Genomic DNA, 19652 nt, shown 5'->3' with positions numbered 1-19652 from the left:
GCCCGCCGAGCCGGGTCAGGAGTACGCCCCGCGCACGACCTCGAGCGCACGCGCCAGGTCGTCGGGGTACTCGCTCGTGACCTGCGTCCACCGCCCGGTCCCCGGGTGCTCGAACCCGAGCTGCACCGCGTGCAGCCACTGCCGCGTGAGCCCGACCTTCTTGGCCAGCACCGGGTCGGCCCCGTACGTCAGGTCACCCACGCAGGGGTGGCGCAGCGCCGAGAAGTGCACGCGGATCTGGTGCGTGCGACCGGTCTCGAGGTGCACCTCGACGAGCGAGGCCGCCGGGAGCATCTCGAGGACCTCGTAGTGCGTGACCGAGGGCTTGCCCTCGGCCGTCACCGCGAACTTGTAGTCGGCCGACGGGTGGCGCCCGATGGGCGCGTCGATCGTGCCCGTCGTCGGCTCGGGGTGTCCCTGGACGAGCGCGTGGTAGACCTTCTCGACCGTGCGCTCCTTGAACGCGCGCTTGAGCACCGAGTACGCGAGCTCGCTCTTGGCGACCACCATGAGACCCGAGGTGCCGACGTCGAGCCGGTGCACGATGCCCTGGCGCTCCGCGGCCCCCGACGTCGAGATGCGGTACCCCGCGGCGACCAGGGCACCGACGACCGTCGGCCCCGTCCAGCCGGGCGAGGGGTGCGCCGCGACGCCGACGGGCTTGTCGATGACCACCACGTCGTCGTCGTCGTACACGATCTTCATCCCCGGCACGGGCTCGGCGACGACCTGCGGCGTGGACGCCTCCGGCTCGTCGGGGATCTCGACCTCGAGCCAGGCCCCGGCGACCAGGCGGTCGGACTTGCCGAGCTCCCGACCGTCGACGCGCACCCCGCCCGCGGCGGCGACCTCGGCCGCACGCGTGCGCGACAGGCCCAGCAGGCGTGCGAGGGCCGCGTCGACCCTCTCCCCGGCCAGCCCGTCGGGCACAGGGAGCGAGCGCACCTGGCCCATCAGGACTCCGTCCCGGTCGTCGACCCGGTCGTGCCGGAGGCCTGGGGACCTGCGCCCGGCGCGGTCCTCGTCCCGGCACCCGGCGCGGAGGCGTCGGGTCCGTGCTCCACGACGGGGGACGCGTCGTCCCCGGCCTCTGCGGTCGCCGCCGTCTCCTCCACGTGCCGCTGGCCGTCGATGCCGATGCCCTGGACCGAGAGTATTGCGATCATCACCGCGGCCGCCACGACCGCGATGTCCGCGACGTTCCCGATGAACAGGTCGCCGTACCCGATGAAGTCCACCACGTGCCCCTGCGCGAAGCCCGGCTCGCGGAAGACCCTGTCGATGAGGTTGCCCAGGGCTCCCCCGAGCAGCAGCCCGAGGGCGACCGCCCAGCCGCGCGACCCGATCTTGCGCATGCTGCGCACGATGAACACGATCACGACCGTGACGACGATCGTCAGGATCCAGGTGTAGCCCGATCCGATCCCGAGCGCCGCCCCCTCGTTACGGATGAACGTCAGGTGGAGCCACTCGCCGAGGAGCTCGATGGTCTCGTGACCCTCGAGCTCGGCGACGGCCCAGATCTTGGTGACCTGGTCGACCAGGATCACGAGGGCGGCGAGCACCACGACCCACAGGACGAGGCGCCGCGGGGCGACGGTCACGCGCGGGGGGACGTCCGTGGCAGGGGCCGCGGACGCGGCCCCTGTGCCACCCGCGGACGGGTCGGCGGGCGCGGGCTGCTGGGGAGAGGGAGTCGATGGCATCGGCGGCAAGTCTGCCATGTCCGGCCGCTGGTCCACGATCCGGGACGGCGAAGGCCGCCGTCCCCGTGGGGACGGCGGCCTTCTCGCGCACGCAGGACGGTCGCGTCAGCGACGTTCCTCGCGCTGCTTCGCCTCGACGGACAGGTTCGCCCGCGGGTAGGCCTGCAGACGCGCCTTGCCGATCGGGAGCCCGGTCGCCTCGCACGTCGCGTAGGTCCCGGCCGCGATGCGGTCGAGCGCGTGCTTGGTCTGCTCGAGCAGGTCCCTCATGTTGTTGACGAGGGTGAGCTCCTGCTCACGTTCGAGCGCGCTGGACCCGGAGTCCGCCTGGTCGTCACCCGCACCGTCCCCCGAGTTGCGCAGGAGCTCCGAGAGCTCCTGGTCGGCCTCGGTGAGCTCTCGCTCGAGGCGCTCGCGCTCCTCCAGCAGGGTCGCTGCCTGCTCCTCCGCCTCCTTCACCGTCCACGGCTCCTCGCCGTCACGCACGGGGAAGGACTTGACGTCGCGAGCTAGGTTCGGGAACTGCTGTCGTACGACCGCGCGCGTCGCGGTGCTGAGCTTGGTCATGTCGCCCCTCCGGTTCGAGTTGCGGTGAGAGTAGACGCCGCCTGCCGGTACGCACAACGCACCACGCCGGATGGACCGGTGTGGTGCGTCGTCACGGACCGACCGACGGCGAACCCTGTGGTCCGCACGCCTGGTGTGATCGTCTGCCAGGTGGCAGGTGGGCTAGATGCCCGCGCTGAGGTCGCTCGAGCGACCCGCGCCGGAACCGCTGCGCGGCGGGAGAGCGCTGCCGCGGTTGTCGAGGTCCCCCATGAGGTTCTGCAGGTAGCTCTTGAGACGCGTGCGGTAGTCCCGCTCGAAGAGGCGGAGCTCGTCGATCTTGCGCTCCAGGAGCGAGCGCTCCTGCTCGAGCTGCGAGAGCGTGCGGTGCGAGGTCTCCTCGGCCTCCTGCACGATCCGGGTGCCCTCCTCCTTCGCTTCTGCGATGAGGCGGTCCCCCTCCTGCTGACCCGAGCGCACGTAGTCGTCGTGCAGCTTCTGGGCGAGCTGGAGCATGCCCGTGGCCGACTCGGGCTCCGCGGCCGGCTTGCCCAGGACGGGAGCCGAGCTCGCGACGACGGGTGCGGGCTCCGGAGCGGACGGGGTCTCGACCACGGCCGGCTTGGACGGCGCCGAGGCGTCGGCGCGGCTGAGCTCGGCGACGCGTCGCTCCGCTGCGGCCAGCTTGGTCTTGAGGTCGTCGTTCTCCTCCTGCACGGAGTTGAGCGTCCTCACCACCTCGTCCAGGAAGTCATCGACCTCTTCGACGTCGTAGCCCTCGCGGAACTTCGTCGCGGAGAACTTCTTGTTCAGGATGTCCTCTGCTGTCAGCAGTGCCATCGTCTCACCTCAATGCGTTTGCGCCGTCAGTCCGGGCGATCTCGAGATCGCCACAGTCCAAAGTAGCGGAGATTGTCAGCGGAGGCGGACTCCGACCGAGGCCCCGTCGGGGCCACCGGTCGCAAGAACGCCGTGATGTCAGATTTCTACGTGTTTACAGAGACCTCAGGATCTGTGCAGCGAACGACACTGCGAGAAAGAGCACGATGAACCCGAGGTCGATCCGCACCTGACCGAGGGTCAGGGGCGGGATGACCTTGCGCAGTGCGCGCAGCGGCGGGTCGGTCAGGGAGTAGATGGCCTCCGCCAGGACGAGCATGACACCGCGGGGGCGCCAGTCGCGCGCGAAGACCTGCACCCAGTCGAACACCACACGTCCGATGAGCACCACGAGGTAGAGGCCGAGGACGAATGCCAGCAGATCGAAGACGAAATTCACAGGGTCAACTGTGCCAGAGTCCGCGGTCAGCTCTGGTTGAAGAAGCCGGCGCGGCTCACCGGAGGCTCGGGCGCCTGCTCCTCGCCCGTGATCTCGACGTGCTCGGGCGAGAGCAGGAAGACCTTGTTGGTCACGCGCTCGATGGCCCCGTGCAGACCGAAGATGAGCCCCGCCGAGAAGTCGACGAGACGCTTGGCGTCCGCGTCGTCCATGTCGGAGAGGTTCATGATGACCGGCGTGCCACCACGGAACGCCTCCCCGATGACGCGGGCGTCGTTGTAGGAACGCGGGTGCACGGTGGTGATCCGGCGGAGCTCTGCTGCTGACATGCTCGTCTGGGGTACCTCTCGTGGGGCGACCGTCCTGTGCAGGGGGGTCACCTGAGCCTGGTAGTCGGTCGGCACGTCGGCCCCCAAGTCGTCGTACTCGTCGATGAACTCTTCCTGGTCGCCCTCGCCTCGATCATCAGCGAGGCCCAGGTAAAGCATGGTCTTGCGAAGTGCTCCGGCCATCGCCCTCTCTCCGTCCTCATGTCGACTGCTGGTTCCGTGCTTTGCACGCTAACCCAGCCCCGGACACGCGCGTGATGCGACACGCCCAGGAAGCGACAACGGGCCGTGGGGTGAGAATCACGCACGGCGCGAGGCGGGCACCGGCTCATCCCAGGGCGACGACTCCCGCGAACCGCCCCGTGGTGGCGCCGCGGCGCGTCGCGAGACGGTGCGAGTAGAAGCGCTCGTCCTCCAGGGTGCAGATCCCGGTCTCGGCGATCTCCGCCACCCCGGCGGCACGCAGCTCGGCGACGACCCCCGCCGGCAGGTCGAGCGCGGGCGTGCCCCAGCTCGTGGTCGACCCGGTGCCGGGACGGAGGGCGGCCACCTCGTCGCGCATCTCCTCGGGGACCTCGTAGCACCGCCCGCACGCGGCGGGCCCGACGACGGCGCGCACCCGGCCCGCTCGCGCCCCCTGGGCGAGCAGCGCGTCGAGGGCCGTACCGACGACTCCTGCGAGCAGGCCCTGCCGGCCCGCGTGGGCGACGCCGACGACCCGGGCCTCGGGGTCGGCGAGCAGGACCGGGACGCAGTCGGCGACGAGGACGCCGAGCCCGAGGCCGGGCTGGGCCGTGACGAGGGCGTCGTGCTCGCCGCACGTCGCGGCCCCGGCGTCACGCTCGACCCGCGCTGCCCTGTCGTCCGCCGTGAGCACACGGACCCCGGCACCGTGCACCTGGGTGCCGAAGACGAGGGGCGCACGGAGGAGTCGGCCGACCGCGGCCCGGTGGCCGAGGACGCGCTGGGCGTCGTCCCCCACGCCCAGCCCGAGGTTGAGCCCCGACCAGGGCGCGGGCGACGTGCCTCCCGCACGACCGGTGAACGCAGCACGCACCCCCGGCCCGAGGTCGACCTCGAGAACCGGGGGTGCGGGGAGTGCAGGATCGAGCACGGGCTACTTCAGGAAGTCGGGGACGTCGAGGTCCTCGACCTTGCGCCGGACGGGCTCCTCGTCGTACAGGCGGGGAACCTCGACCTGGGCGGAACGGTCGGCCGCGGCCTGCTCGGCGTTCACGTTCTCGTCGGTGGGGACGACGCTGAACGTCGGGATCGGCGCGTAGCCGGCCGAGACCGTGGCCGCCCCTCCCCCGAAGGTGACGGGGACGTCGTCGGGCTCCGAGGTGATCGGGACCACCGGGCGCGGCAGCGTGTGGCTGCCCGTGGCCGTGGGCACCGCCGCCGGGACCGGCGCCGGTGCGGGCGGCGTCGCGGGCGTGCCGGCGACCTGACCCAGCCCACGGGCGTCCTTGCGGATCTGGGGCGTGCCACCGTCGAACCCGGCCGCGATGACCGTCACGCGGACCTCGTCACCCAGGGCGTCGTCGATCACGGCACCGAAGATGATGTTCGCCTCGGTGTGCGCGGCCTCGTGGACCAGTCGCGCGGCCTCGTTGATCTCGAAGAGACCGAGGTCCGAGCCGCCCTGGATCGAGAGCAGCACGCCGTGCGCACCGTCGATGCTCGCCTCCAGCAGGGGCGAGGAGATGGCGAGCTCGGCCGCCTGGACCGCGCGGTCCTCGCCCCGTGCCGAGCCGATCCCCATGAGAGCGCTGCCCGCACCCTGCATGACGGACTTCACGTCGGCGAAGTCGAGGTTGATCAGGCCCGGGGTCGTGATGAGGTCCGTGATCCCCTGGACGCCCGAGAGCAGGACCTGGTCGGCCGAGTGGAACGCGTCGAGCGCCGAGACGTTGCGGTCCGACATCGACAGGAGCCGGTCGTTGGGGATGACGATGAGGGTGTCGACCTCGTTGCGCAGGGCCTCGATCCCCTGGTCGGCCTGGACCGAACGACGGCGCCCCTCGAACGTGAAGGGTCGCGTGACGACACCGACGGTCAGGGCGCCCAGCGAACGCGCGATGCGCGCGACCACCGGGGCGCCACCGGTCCCGGTGCCACCGCCCTCGCCCGCCGTGACGAAGACCATGTCGGCGCCCCGCAGGACGTCCTCGATCTCCTCGGCGTGGTCCTCGGCCGCCTTCTTGCCCACCTCGGGGTCGGCACCCGCTCCGAGGCCACGCGTGAGCTCGCGCCCGACGTCGAGCTTGACGTCCGCGTCGGACATCAGCAACGCCTGCGCGTCGGTGTTGATGGCGATGAACTCGACGCCCTTGAGACCGACCTCGATCATCCGGTTGACGGCGTTCACGCCACCACCGCCGATGCCGACCACCTTGATCACTGCTAGGTAGTTCTGCGGAGTTGCCACGTCAATGCCTCTCGATCCTGTAGCCCTCAACCTTCACCCTCAACTAGAGGGTTATAGTTATGTCAGGTTGTGCTGTGTCGACGGTAGGTGCCCGCCCCTGCCGTATCAACGACCCGCCCGCGCGTGTCGGCGAAAACCTCTGCCATGGTTCACGTCACACCTCTCTCCGGCCCTCACCGGGTGATCGGCATCGTCGGGGCCGAGACGTCGTAGAGCTTGGCCCCCTGGTTCTCCGGCAGCCCGCGGAGCGCCTGGAGCACCCTGACCTTGAGCGCCGCGTCCTCGTCGTTCCCCCACTCGACGACCGCGCCGTCACGCAGCGTCATGGTGACCGCGTCCTGCGTCGGTGCCGTGACCTCGGCGACCTCGGCCTGCAGCTCGGGCGGCAGCGCGTTGAGCACGATGCGCGCGGCCCGCAGCGAGCGCGCTCCCTCCTCGTCGAGCGTCACGCCGATGGCCGGCAGCCCCTCCGGCACCGCCTCGACCGTCGCGACCTGGACCCCGTCACGATCCAGCAGTGCGAAGGCCCCCTCGTGGGGCACCGCGGCCACCGGCTCCCTCGACTCCAGGGTCACGCTCAGCCCGTCGGGCCACTCCCGCAGGATCCGGACGTCGCGCACACCGTTGAGCTCGAGGATCGCGTCGCGCAGGCCGATGGTGTCGACCCGGGGCAACGGGACCCCCGCCACGCCCCCGATCACCTGCTGGACCTCGGCGATGTCGATCACGGTCCCCTCCCCCGAGATCTCGACCTTGGCGGGATCGGCCCCGAGCAGCGGCGAGAAGAGCGCGACCCAGACCGCGGTCGCGAGCACGAGCACCCCACCGGCCCAGCCGAGGACCCGGTTCCGGAGGCGGTGCCGACGCATCGCGGCCTTCTCGGCGAGCCGGTCCGCCATCCCGGTCGAGACCACGCGGTCGACGGGGCGACCCCCACCACCCACCGGCCCCCGGACGAAGGGGACCGGTCCGGTCGTGGGCCGCTCGCGCGTCGAGGTCCCCGCCGCGGGCGCCGAGCCGGTCCGAGCGAGCTCGCTCCCCCGCAGCACGAGCGGCTGCGTCGCGATGTCGTCGTCCGGGTGCCCCGGGGTCCCGACGTCGTCCCGCGTCCCTGCGGGACGGGCCCGCCCGGGCGTCGCCGGACGAGAGCGGGCAGGCTGCTCCTCGCGAGGCGGCGCCGGGGTCGGGCGAGGAGCAGCGGGACGCGGACGGGACGGCGGACGCATCAGTCCTCGACCTCCCCCGCAGGGGCGGCGGGCTCGGACCCGGAGAGCGCGTCGAGGACGACGGCACCGAGCTCAGTGACGTCCCCGGCCCCCACCGTGAGCAGGAGGTCTCCGGGCCGCGCCGACGCGGCCAGCGCACGAGCCGCCTCGACGCGGTCCTCGACGCCTCGTGCCGAACCGCCCGGCATCAGGTCGGTGATGGTCCACGAGCCCGTGGCCGGGTCGGGGTCCTCGCGCGCCGCGTAGACGCCCGTGACGACGACCTCGTCGGCGAGGGACAAGGCGTCGGCGAACTCGCGCGCGAACGTGCGCGTGCGGGAGAACAGGTGCGGCTGGAAGAGCACGAGCACCCGCCCACCCGCGGCCACGGGGCGAGCCGCGGTCAGGAGCGCCGCGACCTCGGTCGGGTGGTGCGCGTAGTCGTCGACCACCCGGACCCCGCCTGCCTCGCCCCGCGCCTCGAAGCGTCGGCCCGTGCCCAGGAACTCACCGACCGCCGCCACGGCCCGCTCGGCGCTCACGCCCAGCAGGACGGCGGTCGCGACCGCTGCCGCTGCGTTGAGAGCGTTGTGCGCGCCGGGCACCTGCAGGCGCAGGTCGAGGCCCACGTCGAGGCCCAGGCTCTCGCTCGCACCGAGCGCACCGGCGAGAGGTCGGGCCTCCCCACCCTGCGCACCACCGACGACGGTGAGCCGAGCGGCCACCCCCGCGGCGCCGTCGGGCCGGACGTCCGCCAGCAGCACGTCGCTGCCCGGCGACGTGCCGTACGTGACGACCCGACCGCCCGCCGCGCGGTGCGCGTCCGCCAGGGCGCGCGCCCCAGGGTCGTCGGCGCACGCGACGAGGAACCCGCCGGGCACGACCCGCTGCGCGAAGTCGACGAACGCCTGCTCGAACGCCTCGCGCGACCCGTAGTGGTCCAGGTGGTCGGGCTCGACGTTCAGCACGACCGCGATCGTCGGTGCGTAGTTGAGGAACGAGCCGTCCGACTCGTCGGCCTCGGCGACCACGACGTCACCGGAACCCAGGTGGCCCCCCGGGAGCGCGCCGTCGCTCGTGATGACCGAGCCCCCGATCGCGAACGACGGGTCGAGGCCCGCGGCGCGCAGGGTCGTCGCGACCATGGCGGACGTCGTCGTCTTGCCGTGCGCGCCCGCGACGGCGACCGACCGCCCCTGGGCCATGAGGACGGCGAGCGCCTCCGAGCGGTGCAGCACACGCAGGCCTGCTGCCCGCGCGGCGACCAGCTCGGGGTTGTCGGGGCGCACCGCGCTCGAGAGCACGAGCGTGTCGGCCCCCTCGACGTTGCTCGCCGCATGACCCACGAGCACCCGGATCCCGTCCGCACGCAGGGCCCCGACCACGGCGCCGTCCTTCGCGTCCGAGCCCTGGACGCGCACCCCGCGCGCGGCGAGCAGACGCGCCACGACGGACATGCCCGCGCCGCCGATGCCGACGAGGTGGACCGTGCCGAGGTCCGCGAGCGCCGGGGCCGTCGCCGCCACCCCGCCGTCGTCCCGGCCCGTCGTCCCCGTCACCGCGAGCCCCCGGCCGCCTGCACGACCAGGTCGGCGACCCGAGCCGCCGCGTCCTGGATGCCCGCGCGCGAGGCGAGCGAGGCCATCGTGCGCAACCGGTCGCCGTCGGACTCGAGCGCCGGCACGTTCTGGGCGACCCACGCGGCCGTGAACGCGTCGTCGTCGACGAGGATGCCGCCGCCGGCCCGCACGACCGGCGCGGCGTTGAGCCGCTGCTCGCCGTTCCCGATGGGCAGCGGCACGTAGACCGCCGGGATGCCCAGCGCCGCGAGCTCGCTCACCGTGCCCGCGCCCGACCGGCACACCACGAGGTCGGCGACCGCGTACGCGAGGTGCATCTCCGACAGGTACTCCCGCACGTCGTAGCCCGGCAGGCCCGCCACGACGGCGCGCACCGCGTCGGCCTTGCCCCGGCCGGTCAGGTGCAGGACCTGCGCCCCGGTCGCCAGGACCTCGCGCGCCGCACCCGACACGGCCTCGTTGAGGCTCTGCGCGCCGAGCGACCCGCCCGTGACGACCACCGTGGGGCGCGCCGGGTCCAGGCCCAGCGACGCCGCCGCGTTCGCCCGGACCGTCGGGGCGTCGACCCCGCGGTCGCGGATCAGGTCCGCGATCTCCCAGCGCAGGGGCAGCCCCGTGACCACGCCGCCCTTGAGCGGCGTCCCCTCGAACGTGAGCGCGACCGACGTCGCCCACCGGGCCCCTGCCCGGTTCGCGAGGCCCGGACGCGCGTTCTGCTCGTGGATCACGATCGGCACCCCGCGACGGTGCGCCGCGATGTAGGCCGGGGTCGAGACGTAGCCGCCGAAGCCCACCACGACCTCGGCCCGCGTCTCGTCGATCACGGCCCCGGCAGCCTCGACCGCGGCCTTGAGCCGGCCCGGCAGAGCTACCCACTCGCCGCTCGGGCGGCGAGGCATCGGCACCTTGGGCACGAGACGCAACGGGTAGCCCCGCGCGGGCACCAGGTCCGCCTCCAGACCGCTCTCCGTCCCGAGCACCGTGACGACCGCCTCGGGGTTGCGCGCACGCAGCTCGTCCGCGACCGCGAGCAGCGGGTTGACGTGCCCCGCCGTCCCGCCGCCTGCGAGCACCACCGAGCCGACTGAAGAGCTCACCACGTACCTGTCACCTGTCCTTGCTGTCGCTGGTTGTCCGTCCCGGAACGGTCCGGGACCCTGAGAGTAGCCGTGCGCGTCGTCCGGGAGGCACGGGTCGGCATCGCCGCCCCGTGCACTCGTCCGGCGTCATCGCTTCTGGGGACGTCTGCGCGGGACGGCCCGCCGCCCGGCGTGCCCGACGACGGCGAGCGACCTGCGCACCACGCTCCCCCGGGCGCTGAGCGCCTCGCGCGCCCCCGGCTCGTCGCGCGCGAACGAGATGACGACGCCGAGCGCGGCCATGGTCGTGATGAGCGCCGACCCGCCCGAGGAGACGAGGGGCAGGGGCACGCCGATCACGGGGACGATGCCGATCACCACCCCGATGTTGATGAACGCCTGCCCGACGATCCAGCAGGCGATGCCTGCGGTCGTGATCTTGACGAACGGGTCCGGGTGCCGACGGATCACGCGGCTCATCGCCAGGCCGAGCACCGCGAAGAGCGCGAGGACGAGGAGCGTGCCGAGCAGGCCCAGCTCCTCGCCGATCACGCCGAAGATGAAGTCGTTGTGCGCCTCGGGCAGGTAGCTCCACTTCTCACGGCTCGCCCCCAGGCCCACGCCGCCGAGCCCGCCCGTCCCGAGGGCCCACAGGCCGTGGACGGACTGGTAGCACCCCGTGCCGACGTTCGCGTCGGTCGTGTCGCAGACGCCGGCGTAGGTCGCGAGGAACCGGCTCATGCGGTTCGAGCTCTCCTGCATGGCCACGAACCCGACGCCGACCACGACCGCGGAGATGCCGCCCGCCGTCGCGAGGAGCTTCCAGTCGACACCGGCGACGAAGAAGGCCCCCGCCACGAGCAGGAGGATCACGAGCATGGTGCCCAGGTCGTGGCCCGCCAGGACGAGCCCCATGACCAGGAGCGCGCCGGGGACCGCCGGGACGATCGCGTGCTTCCACGACCCCAGCAGCCGCTGCTTGCGGCCGAGGACCACTCCGAGCCAGACCGCGAGCGCGAGCTTGGCCGGCTCCGAGGGCTGGACGTAGAACGAGCCGAAGTTCAGCCAGTTGAGGTTGCCGTTGACCTCCTTGCCGAGCGGGCTGAAGATCAGGAGCTGGAGCAGCAGGCTGACGCCCAGGAGCGGCCACGCCGCGTGCCGGTAGAAGCTCGTGGGCAGCCGCGTCGCGACCAGCAGCACGGGCAGGCCCATGAGGGCGAACCGTGCCTGGGTGAAGAACGCCTCGTACGGCGAGCGACCTGCGGCGATCTCCGTGACCGCCGAGCTCGACAGCACCATGACCAGCCCGATGATCGCGAGCAGGGTCGTCGCACCGACCAGCAGGTAGTAGCTCGTCACCGCGCTGTCCCACTGACCCAGCCAGGCGCGCTCGTCGACGGCCGGGCGCCTGGTCGCGCGCGGTCGCCTGCGGGGGGTGCCCGCCGTCGCCGTCGCGCCGTCCTTGCGCCGACCGAGCAGTCCCGAGGCGGCCGTGCTGGTCGCGCGCGCCGCCGGCCTTGCCCTGCCCGGGGCCTTAGTGGCGCCCGTCTGCTTCCCGGTGCCGGTGGCCCGAGGAGCACGGGGGCCGTCGGCGCCCGCCTGCGTGCGGGGTCGAGCGGCTCCCCCGGCCTCGCTCCCCTTCGTCCGGACGGGGTTCGACGGCGCCGCCCTCCCGGCCTGGCGAGCGGTCGTGGGCCGGGCGTCGCCCGGGGCCGGAGGCTTCGGCGTGGTGCGGCCCGCGGCCGAGCGGGACGCAGGCCCGCGCCCACTCGTCGTCTGGGCCACTGGGCTACCCCTCCAGCTCGGTCTCGGAACCCGGCAGCTCGTGGACCGCGCGCACGAACGCGTCGCCGCGGGTCGCGTAGGACGCGAACTGGTCCATCGACGCGCACGCGGGGGCGAGCAGCACCGTGTCCCCGGGGACCGCCAGTCCACGGGCGCTCGAGACCGCGCGCTGCATCACCGTCCCAGTGTCGCCGGGATCGACTCGGACCACGGGGACATCGGGTGCGTGTCGGGCCAGTGCGCCCTCGAGAGGCTCGGGGTCCGCCCCGATCAGCACCACGGCGCGCAGCCTCGACACGCGGGAGCGCACCAGGTCGTCGAACGTCGCTCCCTTGGCCAGTCCGCCCGCGACCCACACGACCGACCTGGGCGCGAAGGCGCCGAGCGACGCGGCCGCCGCGTGCGCGTTCGTCGCCTTCGAGTCGTCGACGTACGCGACGCCGTCGACCGTCGCCACGTGCGCGATCCGGTGAGCGCCGGGGCTGAAGGAACGCAGCCCCTCCCGGACGGCGCGCGCGTCCACCCCGTGCGCCCGGGCGAGCGCCGCGGCCGCGAGGGCGTTGGCGACCACGTGGACGGGCACCACGCCGTCAGGACCCGCGAGGTGCGCGAGGTCCGCGAACGTCGCGAGCTCCTGGGCGCTGCGGGGCCGCGCGGGGTCGTCGGGGGCCGTGTGGAACGCACGGTCCACCAGGACGTCCTCGATCACGCCGAGCTGCGCCCGCGCGGGTGCCCCGACGGTGAAGCCGATCGCCCGGGCCCCCTCCTCGACGTCGGCCTCCCGGACGAGGTGCTCCGTCCGGGCGTCCGCCACGTTGTACACGCAGGCCACCTGGGCACGCTCGTAGACGCGTCCCTTGTCGCCGGCGTAGGCGTCGAGCGAGCCGTGCCAGTCGAGGTGGTCGGGCGCGACGTTGAGCACCGCCGCGGCCTGGGCCGACATGCTGTGCGTGAAGTGGAGCTGAAAGCTCGAGAGCTCGACCGCGAGCACGTCCAGGGAGGGGTCGAGCGCAGCGGTCACGACGGGCGTGCCCACGTTGCCCACGGCCGCGGCGCGCAGCCCGGCGGCGGTCAGGATCGAGGTGAGCATCTCGACCGTGGTCGTCTTGCCGTTCGTCCCCGTGACCGCCAGCCACGGGGCGTAGGACGCGTCGGCACGCGCCGTGCGCAGCTGCCAGGCGAGCTCGACCTCGCTCCAGACGGGGACGCCCGCCTCCCGGGCGGCCACCAGCAGGTCCGACGACGGCGCCCACCCGGGCGAGGCGACCACGAGGTCGACCGTGGACAGGTCGACCTGCGCGGCGTCCGCCGTGTCGGCGTCGGGGGCCGCACGGTCCACCGTGACGACCGAGGCCACCCGGGGTGTCAGCGCGGAGACCGCGGCGCGACCGGAGACCCCGAGCCCGGCGACCAGGACGCGTGCCCGGTCCCACGGGACACGCAGCGCGTGGTCGGTCACGTCGGACACTAGCTGACCACCCACTCCGCGTAGAAGATCCCCAGCCCGAGACCCGCGAACAGGCCGGCGATCAACCAGAACCGGATGACGATCGTCACCTCTCCCCACCCGGACAGCTCGAAGTGGTGGTGCAGGGGCGCCATCTTGAAGACCCGCTTGCCCGTCATCTTGAAGTACCCGATCTGGATGACGTCCGAGAGCACGATGATGACGAACAGGCCACCGATGATGACCGCGAGGACCTCGGTGCGCGACAGGATAGTGAGGCCGGCCAGCGCGCCGCCCAGGGCGAGCGAACCCGTGTCGCCCATGAAGATCTTCGCGGGGCTCGCGTTCCACCACAGGAAGCCGACGCACGCGCCCATGATGGCCGCGGCGACGATCGCCAGGTCCTGCGGGTCGCGGACCTCGTAGCAGCGCGGCCCGGCGGCGTCGAGGATCTGGCAGCTCTGGTTGAGCTGCCAGATGCTCACGAGGATGTAGCTGCCGAAGACGATCACGGACACGCCCGTGGCCAGCCCGTCGAGGCCGTCCGTCAGGTTCACCGCGTTCGACCACGCCGTGATGAGGAAGTTCGCCCACAGGACGAAGAGGATCAGGCCGACCGTCGCCCCCGCGAACGCGAGATCGAGGTTCGTGTCCCGCAGGAACGAGATGTGCGTCGAGGCCGGCGTGCGGAAGTTCTCGTTGGGGAACTGGAGCGCGAGGACCGCGAACGTGACGCCCACGACCCCCTGGCCGACGATCTTGGCCCGGGGGGACAGGCCCAGGCTGCGCTGCTTGCGGATCTTCGTGAAGTCGTCGAAGAAGCCGACCAGGCCGAGGCCCGTCATGAGGAACAGCACGAGGAGCGAGGACACGCTCGGCGTCCTCGGCGTGTCCGAGACGATCGACGCCACGACGTAGGACATCGCCCAGCCGATCAGGGTCGCCCCGATGATGACGACCCCACCCATGGTGGGGGTGCCGCGCTTGGTGAAGTGCGCCGTCGGGCCGTCCTGACGGACGAACTGGCCGTAGTTGCGGTGGACCAGGAACTTGATGAACAGCGGGGTCCCCAGCAGGGCCACGAGCAGCGCGACGCACGCGGAGACGAGGATCGCGATCACGGGCGCACCTCACCCGCGAGCTCGTCGCCCAGGCGCCACAGGCCCGAGCCGTTCGACGACTTCACCAGGACCACGTCGCCCGGCAGGAGCTCGTCGCGCAGCAGCGCGGAGGCCGCCTCGACGTCAGGCACGAAACGAGTCTCATCGCCCCAGGACCCCTCTTGGGTGGCGCCGTCGTGGATGCCGCCGGCACCGTCACCGACCACCACGAGCAGCTTGATGTTCAATCGCACCACGAGACGGCCGATCTCGTCGTGAGCGGCGCGCGAGTCGGGCCCGAGTTCTCGCATCTCGCCCAGGACCGCGACCGACCTGCGCTCGCGCCCCGCCATGACCGCGAGGGCCTTGAGCGCGGCGCGCATCGAGTCGGGGTTCGCGTTGTAGGAGTCGTCGATCACCGTGATGCCGTCGGGACGCTCCGTGACCGCCATGCGGTGCGGGCTGATCGCGGTCGCCTCGTTCAGACCGGCCGCGACGGAGCGCGGGTCGAGCCCCAGCCGGATCGCCGCCGCCGCCGCCGCGAGCGCGTTGGTGACGTGGTGCTCGCCCACCAGCCGGAGCTGGACCGGGAGGTTCTCGACCTCGGACCCGCGCACGCGCAGGTCGAACGACGCGCACCCGCTGCGGTCCATCCCGATGTTCTCGGCGCGCACGTCGGCAGCCGGGATGGTGCCGAACGTCCGCACGGGACCCGGCGCGACGGCGGCCATCGCGACCACCCGCAGGTCGTCCGCGTTGAGGACGGCCGTGCCCCCCGGCGCGAGGCCCGTGACGATCTCGGACTTGGCCGTGGCCACTGCCTCGATCCCGCCGAACTCCCCCAGGTGGGCGCTGCCCACGGCCAGGACGACGGAGACGTCGGGGGGCGCGATCTGCGTCAGGTAGGTCAGGTGGCCGATGCCGCTGGCCCCCATCTCGAGGACGAGGAAGCGGGTCGAGGCGTCGGCCTCGAGCACGGTCAGGGGCAGGCCGATCTCGTTGTTGAACGAGCCCCGCGGCACGACGGTCCGGCCGTGGGGAGCGAGCAGCTGCCCCAGGAGGTCCTTCGTGGTGGTCTTGCCGACCGACCCGGTGATCCCGACGACCTGGAGGTCGCCCGTCGCGCGCAGGCGACGCAGGACCTCGCGGGCCAGGTCGCCGAGCGCGGCCTGCACGTCCGCCACGACGACCGCCGGCGCGTCGACGTCGCGCGCCGCCAGGACGAGCGCCGCGCCGTTGCCGACCGCGACCGGCACGAAGTCGTGCCCGTCGACGTGCTCCCCGGGGAGCGCCACGAAGAGCGAGCCCTCCTGCACCCGTCGGGAGTCGATGACGACCGAGCCGGTCACCCTCACGTCCGGGTCGGCGGCCAGCCGCCCACCGGTCGCTGCGGCGACCTCCGCCGCAGTCAGCTCGATCATTCTCCGTGCTCCTTCGTCGTCTCGTGGCGCGCGGCCAGTGCGGCGCGCGCCTCCACCCTGTCGTCCAGGGCATGGTCCACCCCGGCGATCTCCTGCCAGACCTCGTGGCCACGGCCCGCGATCAGGACGGTGTCCTGCGCGTCGGCCTCCCGGATCGTGTCATGGATCGCGGTGGCTCGCGGTGCGACCTCGACCACGGTTCGCGCGCGTGCCGCTCCCCCGTGCCCGACGCCGTCGCGCACGCCTGCGCCCTCGCCCGCCTCTGCGGCCTGCTGTGCCGCCCTCGCCCCGGCGAGCACCTCCGCGCGGATCGCGGCCGGGTCCTCCCCGTGCGGGTCGTCGTCCGTGACGACGACCACGTCGGCGCCCTCGACCGCGACCGCCCCCATGCTGGGTCGCTTGCCCTTGTCCCGGTCCCCGGTCGCGCCGAACACCACCACGAGGCGCCCCGTCGTCGTCGGGCGCAGGGCGGCCAGGGCGAGCGAGAGCGCGTCCGTGTTGTGCGCGAAGTCGACCACGACGCGTGGAGCGGTGCCCACGACCTCCATGCGCCCGGGAACCTGGGCGCTCACGCCGCCGGCCGCCTCGAGCGCCGTGGCGACGTCGCGCGGGTCGGCGCCCGCCTCCAGGACCATCGCCAGCGCGAGCGCCGCGTTGGCCACGTTGAACCCACCGGGGAGAGCGGTCGAGGTCCGCAGCTCGCGGCCGTCGCGGTGACGCAGGACGAACGAGCTTCCCGTGCCGGTGGCCGGGTAGACGGCGCGCACGTCGGTCACGGTCCAGTCCGCGTCCGTGGCGTTGGTCCTGTCGTCGCCGCCGGCGACGGCGAGCGTCGCCACCGGGATCGTCGCGACCTCGGCCAGCCGCCGGCCCCAGGGGTCGTCCACCACGACCACCCCCCGGCGCGCGTGCTGCGGCGTGAAGAGCGCAGCCTTGGCCTCGAAGTACTCCTGGAGGTCCCCGTGGAAGTCGAGGTGGTCCTGGCTCAGGTTGGTGAACCCCGCCACGTCGAACACGATGCCGTCCACGCGGTGCAGCGACAGCGCGTGCGAGGACACCTCCATCGCGAGCGTCCCGACTCCGTCCTCGCGCATCGTGGCCAGCAGGGCCTGCAGGTCCGCGGCCTCGGGAGTCGTCAGACGGCTCGGCAGGACCCGGTCGCCCGAGCGCATCTCGACCGTGCCGATCAGTCCGCCCTTCCATCCGAGGGTGCGCAGCACGTGGTCCAGCAGGTACGTCGTGGTCGTCTTGCCGTTGGTGCCCGTCACGGCGAACGTGGTCAGCTGCGCTGCGGGCTGTCCGTAGACCCAGGCCGCGACGTGCCCCAGGACGGTGCGCGGGTCCTGCGTCACGAGCACCGGCACGCGGGTCTCCTGGGCGTCGGCGAGCAGCCGCGCGCCCTGCGGGTCCGTCAGCACGGCACGCGCGCCGCGCGAGATCGCGTCGCTCGCGAACCGTGCTCCATGCGTGCCCGCGCCGGGCAGGGCGACGAAGAGGTCGCCGTCGGCGACGACGCGGTTGTCCGAGGCCACGGACCAGATCTCGGTCGCTCCGAGGGCGTCGTCCCCCTGGCCCGACGCCGTCCCCCCGGCGTCGGTGACGAGGTCGAAGGCGGTCGCGAGCTCCCGGGCTGTGCGGTGCACGGACGTGGCGGGACGAAGGCGGTCGATCGGGGATGTCACGAGTAGAACCTACCGTGCGTCAGGGTCTCGCCCCGTCGGCGAGGACGCCCCGACCGGGTACTTCACGGGACCTTCACGCACGTCCGCCGTGCTCGGCGCACGCCGCGCCGGCCCGTGTGGGAACCCCCACAGGGCCGTCCGCAGGGCGCCGTCGCCACGGGCCCCCGGAGCGGCACCTCGGCACGCGCCCCGCGCCTGCCCGGGAGGCTGCCCGACGGGCGCACCCCGGCCACACGCCGACACGGTCACCACTCGGTCGCGTAGGGCTCCTCGACCTTCGAGCTCGGCGGCACGTTCATGTGCTGCAGCGTGAAGCCCATCACGTCCTTGAACACAGGTGCTGCGACGAGCCCGCCGAAGATGTTCGTCCGAGGGTTCTTGAGGAACACCGACACGGTGTACCGCGGGTCGTCGGCGGGGGCCACCCCGATGAACGAGGCCATGATGTCCGTCAGCCGCCCGTCCGCACCGACCTCCTCCGCCGTGCCCGTCTTGCCGGCCACGCGGTAGCCGTCGATCGCCGCCGCTGCGCCGGACCCCTCCTCGACCACGGCCTCCATCATGTGCAGGACCTGGTCAGCCGTCGACTCCGACACCACCTGGGTCGTCTCGCGCGCCGGGGCGGGGGTGAAGACGCCGTCGGGGCCCGTCGTGCCCTTGAGGAGCGTCGGGGCGACGCGCTTGCCACCGTTGGCGATCGTCGAGAAGACGCTCGTGGCCTGGACCGCGTTGACCGCCAGCCCCTGGCCGAACAGGACCGCGTACTCGGTCCGCCCGTCCCACTTGTCGGCCGGGGCGAGGAGGCCCGCGGACTCGCCGGGCAGCCCGAGCCCGGTCTTCGCCCCGAACCCGAAGGCCCGCAGGTAGTCCTCACGGGTCTGCTTGGGCAGGTCCTGGCCGACCATGACCGTGCCGGTGTTCGAGGACTCCGCGAGGATGCCCGCGAGGGTCAGCTTCTCCAGCCCGTGGACGTGCGAGTCCCTGAAGGTCTCACCGTTCGCGGTCGTGTACGTGTAGTCGACCTCGTACTGGCTCGCGGGCGTCGCGAGCCCCTCCTCGATCACGGCGGCCATCGTCACGACCTTGCCCGTCGAGCCCGGCGCGAAGACGTCCTTGACGGCTCGGCTGCCGTCCGCGACCCGCGCGTCGCTGCGGTCGTTCGGGTCGATCGCGCCCGAGTCGGCGAGCGCCAGGACCTCCTGGGTCCTGACGTCCTGGACCACCGCGATCCCGTAGTCCGCCCCCGTCTCCGCCACCGCCTTGTCGATCGAGTCCTGGGCCTTCCAGCCGATGTCGCGCACGAGGCTCAGCGCCACCGAGCTGCCGGGCACGGCCTCGACGTTCTCGCGCGTGCTCCCGGGGATCCTCACCCCGCCCGCACCTCCGGCACGCTGGAAGCTCTCGCTCCCCGGGGTCCCGGTGAGGAGGTCGTCGTAGGTCGCCTCGATCCCTCCGAGACCCACGACCTGCTCGGTCGTGCCGTCCTCGGACGGCTGAGCGCCGACGTAGCCGACGATGTTCCCGGCCGTGGTGCCCGCCGGGTAGGTGCGCTCGGTGGTCAGCTTCGTGCTGATGTACGCCGAGACACCGAGCTCGACGATCTGGCGCTGCACCTCCGGGACGACGTCCTTCTTGAGGATCACGTTGCGGTTGACCCGCCCGTTCGTCCCGCTGAGCTGGGCCGCGAGCTCGGGCGCCGAGCGGTCGAGGATGGGGGCGAGCAGGCGTGCGAGCGCGACCGCCCCCGTGCCCTCGACCTTCTTCCCGTCGACCGTGTGCCGGGCCGACGGCACGAAGTCCGGGATCGTCTTCTGGTCCGCCGAGACCGTGTAGCGGTCGATCGACGTGGCCAGCACCACGCCGTCGGCGTCCGTGATGTCCCCCCGGTGCGCCATCGTCACGTGCGACTGCGTGCGCTGGTTCTCGGCCGCCTGAGCGAGGCTCGGGCCGATCACGACCTGGACGTAGACGAGCCGGACCGCGAAGACCAGCAGGACCGCCAGTGCGATCCCCATGATCCAGCGCTGACGACGTTCCGGACGCCCGGGGGCGGGCAGGGCGG

The 19652-nt window shown here is 72.8% G+C and carries 17 protein-coding genes; all 17 read right to left on the bottom strand.

What is annotated here, in order from left to right:
• Positions 1–15: 15 nt before the first annotated feature.
• Positions 16–954, bottom strand: coding sequence for an RluA family pseudouridine synthase (locus ACZDYF_RS17365; RefSeq protein ID WP_475060369.1), 939 nt, complete (start codon positions 952–954; stop codon positions 16–18).
• Positions 954–1706, bottom strand: coding sequence for a signal peptidase II (locus ACZDYF_RS17360; RefSeq protein WP_475060366.1), 753 nt, complete (start codon positions 1704–1706; stop codon positions 954–956). Before ACZDYF_RS17360 ends, ACZDYF_RS17365 begins: the two co-directional genes overlap by 1 nt.
• Positions 1707–1811: 105 nt before the next feature.
• On the bottom strand, positions 1812–2273 hold the full coding sequence (locus ACZDYF_RS17355; protein ID WP_191790673.1) for a TraR/DksA family transcriptional regulator: 462 nt from the start codon (positions 2271–2273) through the stop codon (positions 1812–1814).
• A gap of 162 nt (positions 2274–2435) precedes the next feature.
• Positions 2436–3092 carry a DivIVA domain-containing protein gene (locus ACZDYF_RS17350; RefSeq protein ID WP_191790672.1) on the bottom strand — a complete coding sequence of 219 codons (657 nt, stop codon included), beginning with the start codon at positions 3090–3092 and terminating at the stop codon, positions 2436–2438.
• Between the two features lie 154 nt (positions 3093–3246).
• Entirely contained in the window at positions 3247–3531 is a 285-nt protein-coding gene (locus ACZDYF_RS17345) for a YggT family protein (protein ID WP_191790671.1), read from the bottom strand.
• Between the two features lie 26 nt (positions 3532–3557).
• On the bottom strand, positions 3558–4043 hold the full coding sequence (locus ACZDYF_RS17340; protein ID WP_030150500.1) for a cell division protein SepF: 486 nt from the start codon (positions 4041–4043) through the stop codon (positions 3558–3560).
• 145 nt (positions 4044–4188) lie between these two features.
• On the bottom strand, positions 4189–4974 hold the full coding sequence (locus ACZDYF_RS17335; protein ID WP_475060349.1) for a purine nucleoside phosphorylase YfiH/LACC1 family protein: 786 nt from the start codon (positions 4972–4974) through the stop codon (positions 4189–4191).
• Between the two features lie 3 nt (positions 4975–4977).
• On the bottom strand, positions 4978–6291 hold the full coding sequence (gene ftsZ / locus ACZDYF_RS17330) for a cell division protein FtsZ (protein ID WP_475060343.1): 1314 nt from the start codon (positions 6289–6291) through the stop codon (positions 4978–4980).
• Between the two features lie 173 nt (positions 6292–6464).
• Complete coding sequence (locus ACZDYF_RS17325) at positions 6465–7517, bottom strand: cell division protein FtsQ/DivIB (RefSeq protein WP_475060339.1); 1053 nt, start codon at positions 7515–7517, stop codon at positions 6465–6467.
• Positions 7517–8953, bottom strand: coding sequence for a UDP-N-acetylmuramate--L-alanine ligase (murC, locus tag ACZDYF_RS17320; protein ID WP_475060526.1), 1437 nt, complete (start codon positions 8951–8953; stop codon positions 7517–7519). The genes ACZDYF_RS17325 and murC overlap by 1 nt, the downstream gene beginning before the upstream one ends.
• Positions 8954–9051: 98 nt before the next feature.
• Complete coding sequence (gene murG / locus ACZDYF_RS17315; protein WP_475060333.1) at positions 9052–10176, bottom strand: undecaprenyldiphospho-muramoylpentapeptide beta-N-acetylglucosaminyltransferase; 1125 nt, start codon at positions 10174–10176, stop codon at positions 9052–9054.
• 126 nt (positions 10177–10302) lie between these two features.
• Positions 10303–11514: an FtsW/RodA/SpoVE family cell cycle protein gene (locus tag ACZDYF_RS17310; protein WP_400275072.1), complete on the bottom strand. Its 1212-nt coding sequence runs from the start codon at positions 11512–11514 to the stop codon at positions 10303–10305.
• Between the two features lie 430 nt (positions 11515–11944).
• The gene (gene murD, locus ACZDYF_RS17305; RefSeq protein WP_475060328.1) at positions 11945–13399 is read right to left on the bottom strand and encodes a UDP-N-acetylmuramoyl-L-alanine--D-glutamate ligase; all 1455 of its coding nucleotides are present in this window, start codon (positions 13397–13399) and stop codon (positions 11945–11947) included.
• A gap of 8 nt (positions 13400–13407) precedes the next feature.
• Entirely contained in the window at positions 13408–14508 is a 1101-nt protein-coding gene (mraY, locus tag ACZDYF_RS17300; protein ID WP_191790666.1) for a phospho-N-acetylmuramoyl-pentapeptide-transferase, read from the bottom strand.
• Complete coding sequence (locus tag ACZDYF_RS17295; protein WP_475060323.1) at positions 14505–15908, bottom strand: UDP-N-acetylmuramoyl-tripeptide--D-alanyl-D-alanine ligase; 1404 nt, start codon at positions 15906–15908, stop codon at positions 14505–14507. Before ACZDYF_RS17295 ends, mraY begins: the two co-directional genes overlap by 4 nt.
• On the bottom strand, positions 15905–17590 hold the full coding sequence (locus ACZDYF_RS17290; protein ID WP_475060317.1) for a UDP-N-acetylmuramoyl-L-alanyl-D-glutamate--2,6-diaminopimelate ligase: 1686 nt from the start codon (positions 17588–17590) through the stop codon (positions 15905–15907). Before ACZDYF_RS17290 ends, ACZDYF_RS17295 begins: the two co-directional genes overlap by 4 nt.
• A gap of 245 nt (positions 17591–17835) precedes the next feature.
• Positions 17836–19605, bottom strand: coding sequence for a peptidoglycan D,D-transpeptidase FtsI family protein (locus tag ACZDYF_RS17285; RefSeq protein ID WP_191790663.1), 1770 nt, complete (start codon positions 19603–19605; stop codon positions 17836–17838).
• Positions 19606–19652: the final 47 nt, after the last annotated feature.

The organism is Oerskovia sp. PE-21s, assembly GCF_056158145.1.
This window is presented reverse-complemented; position numbering and strand designations above follow the sequence as displayed.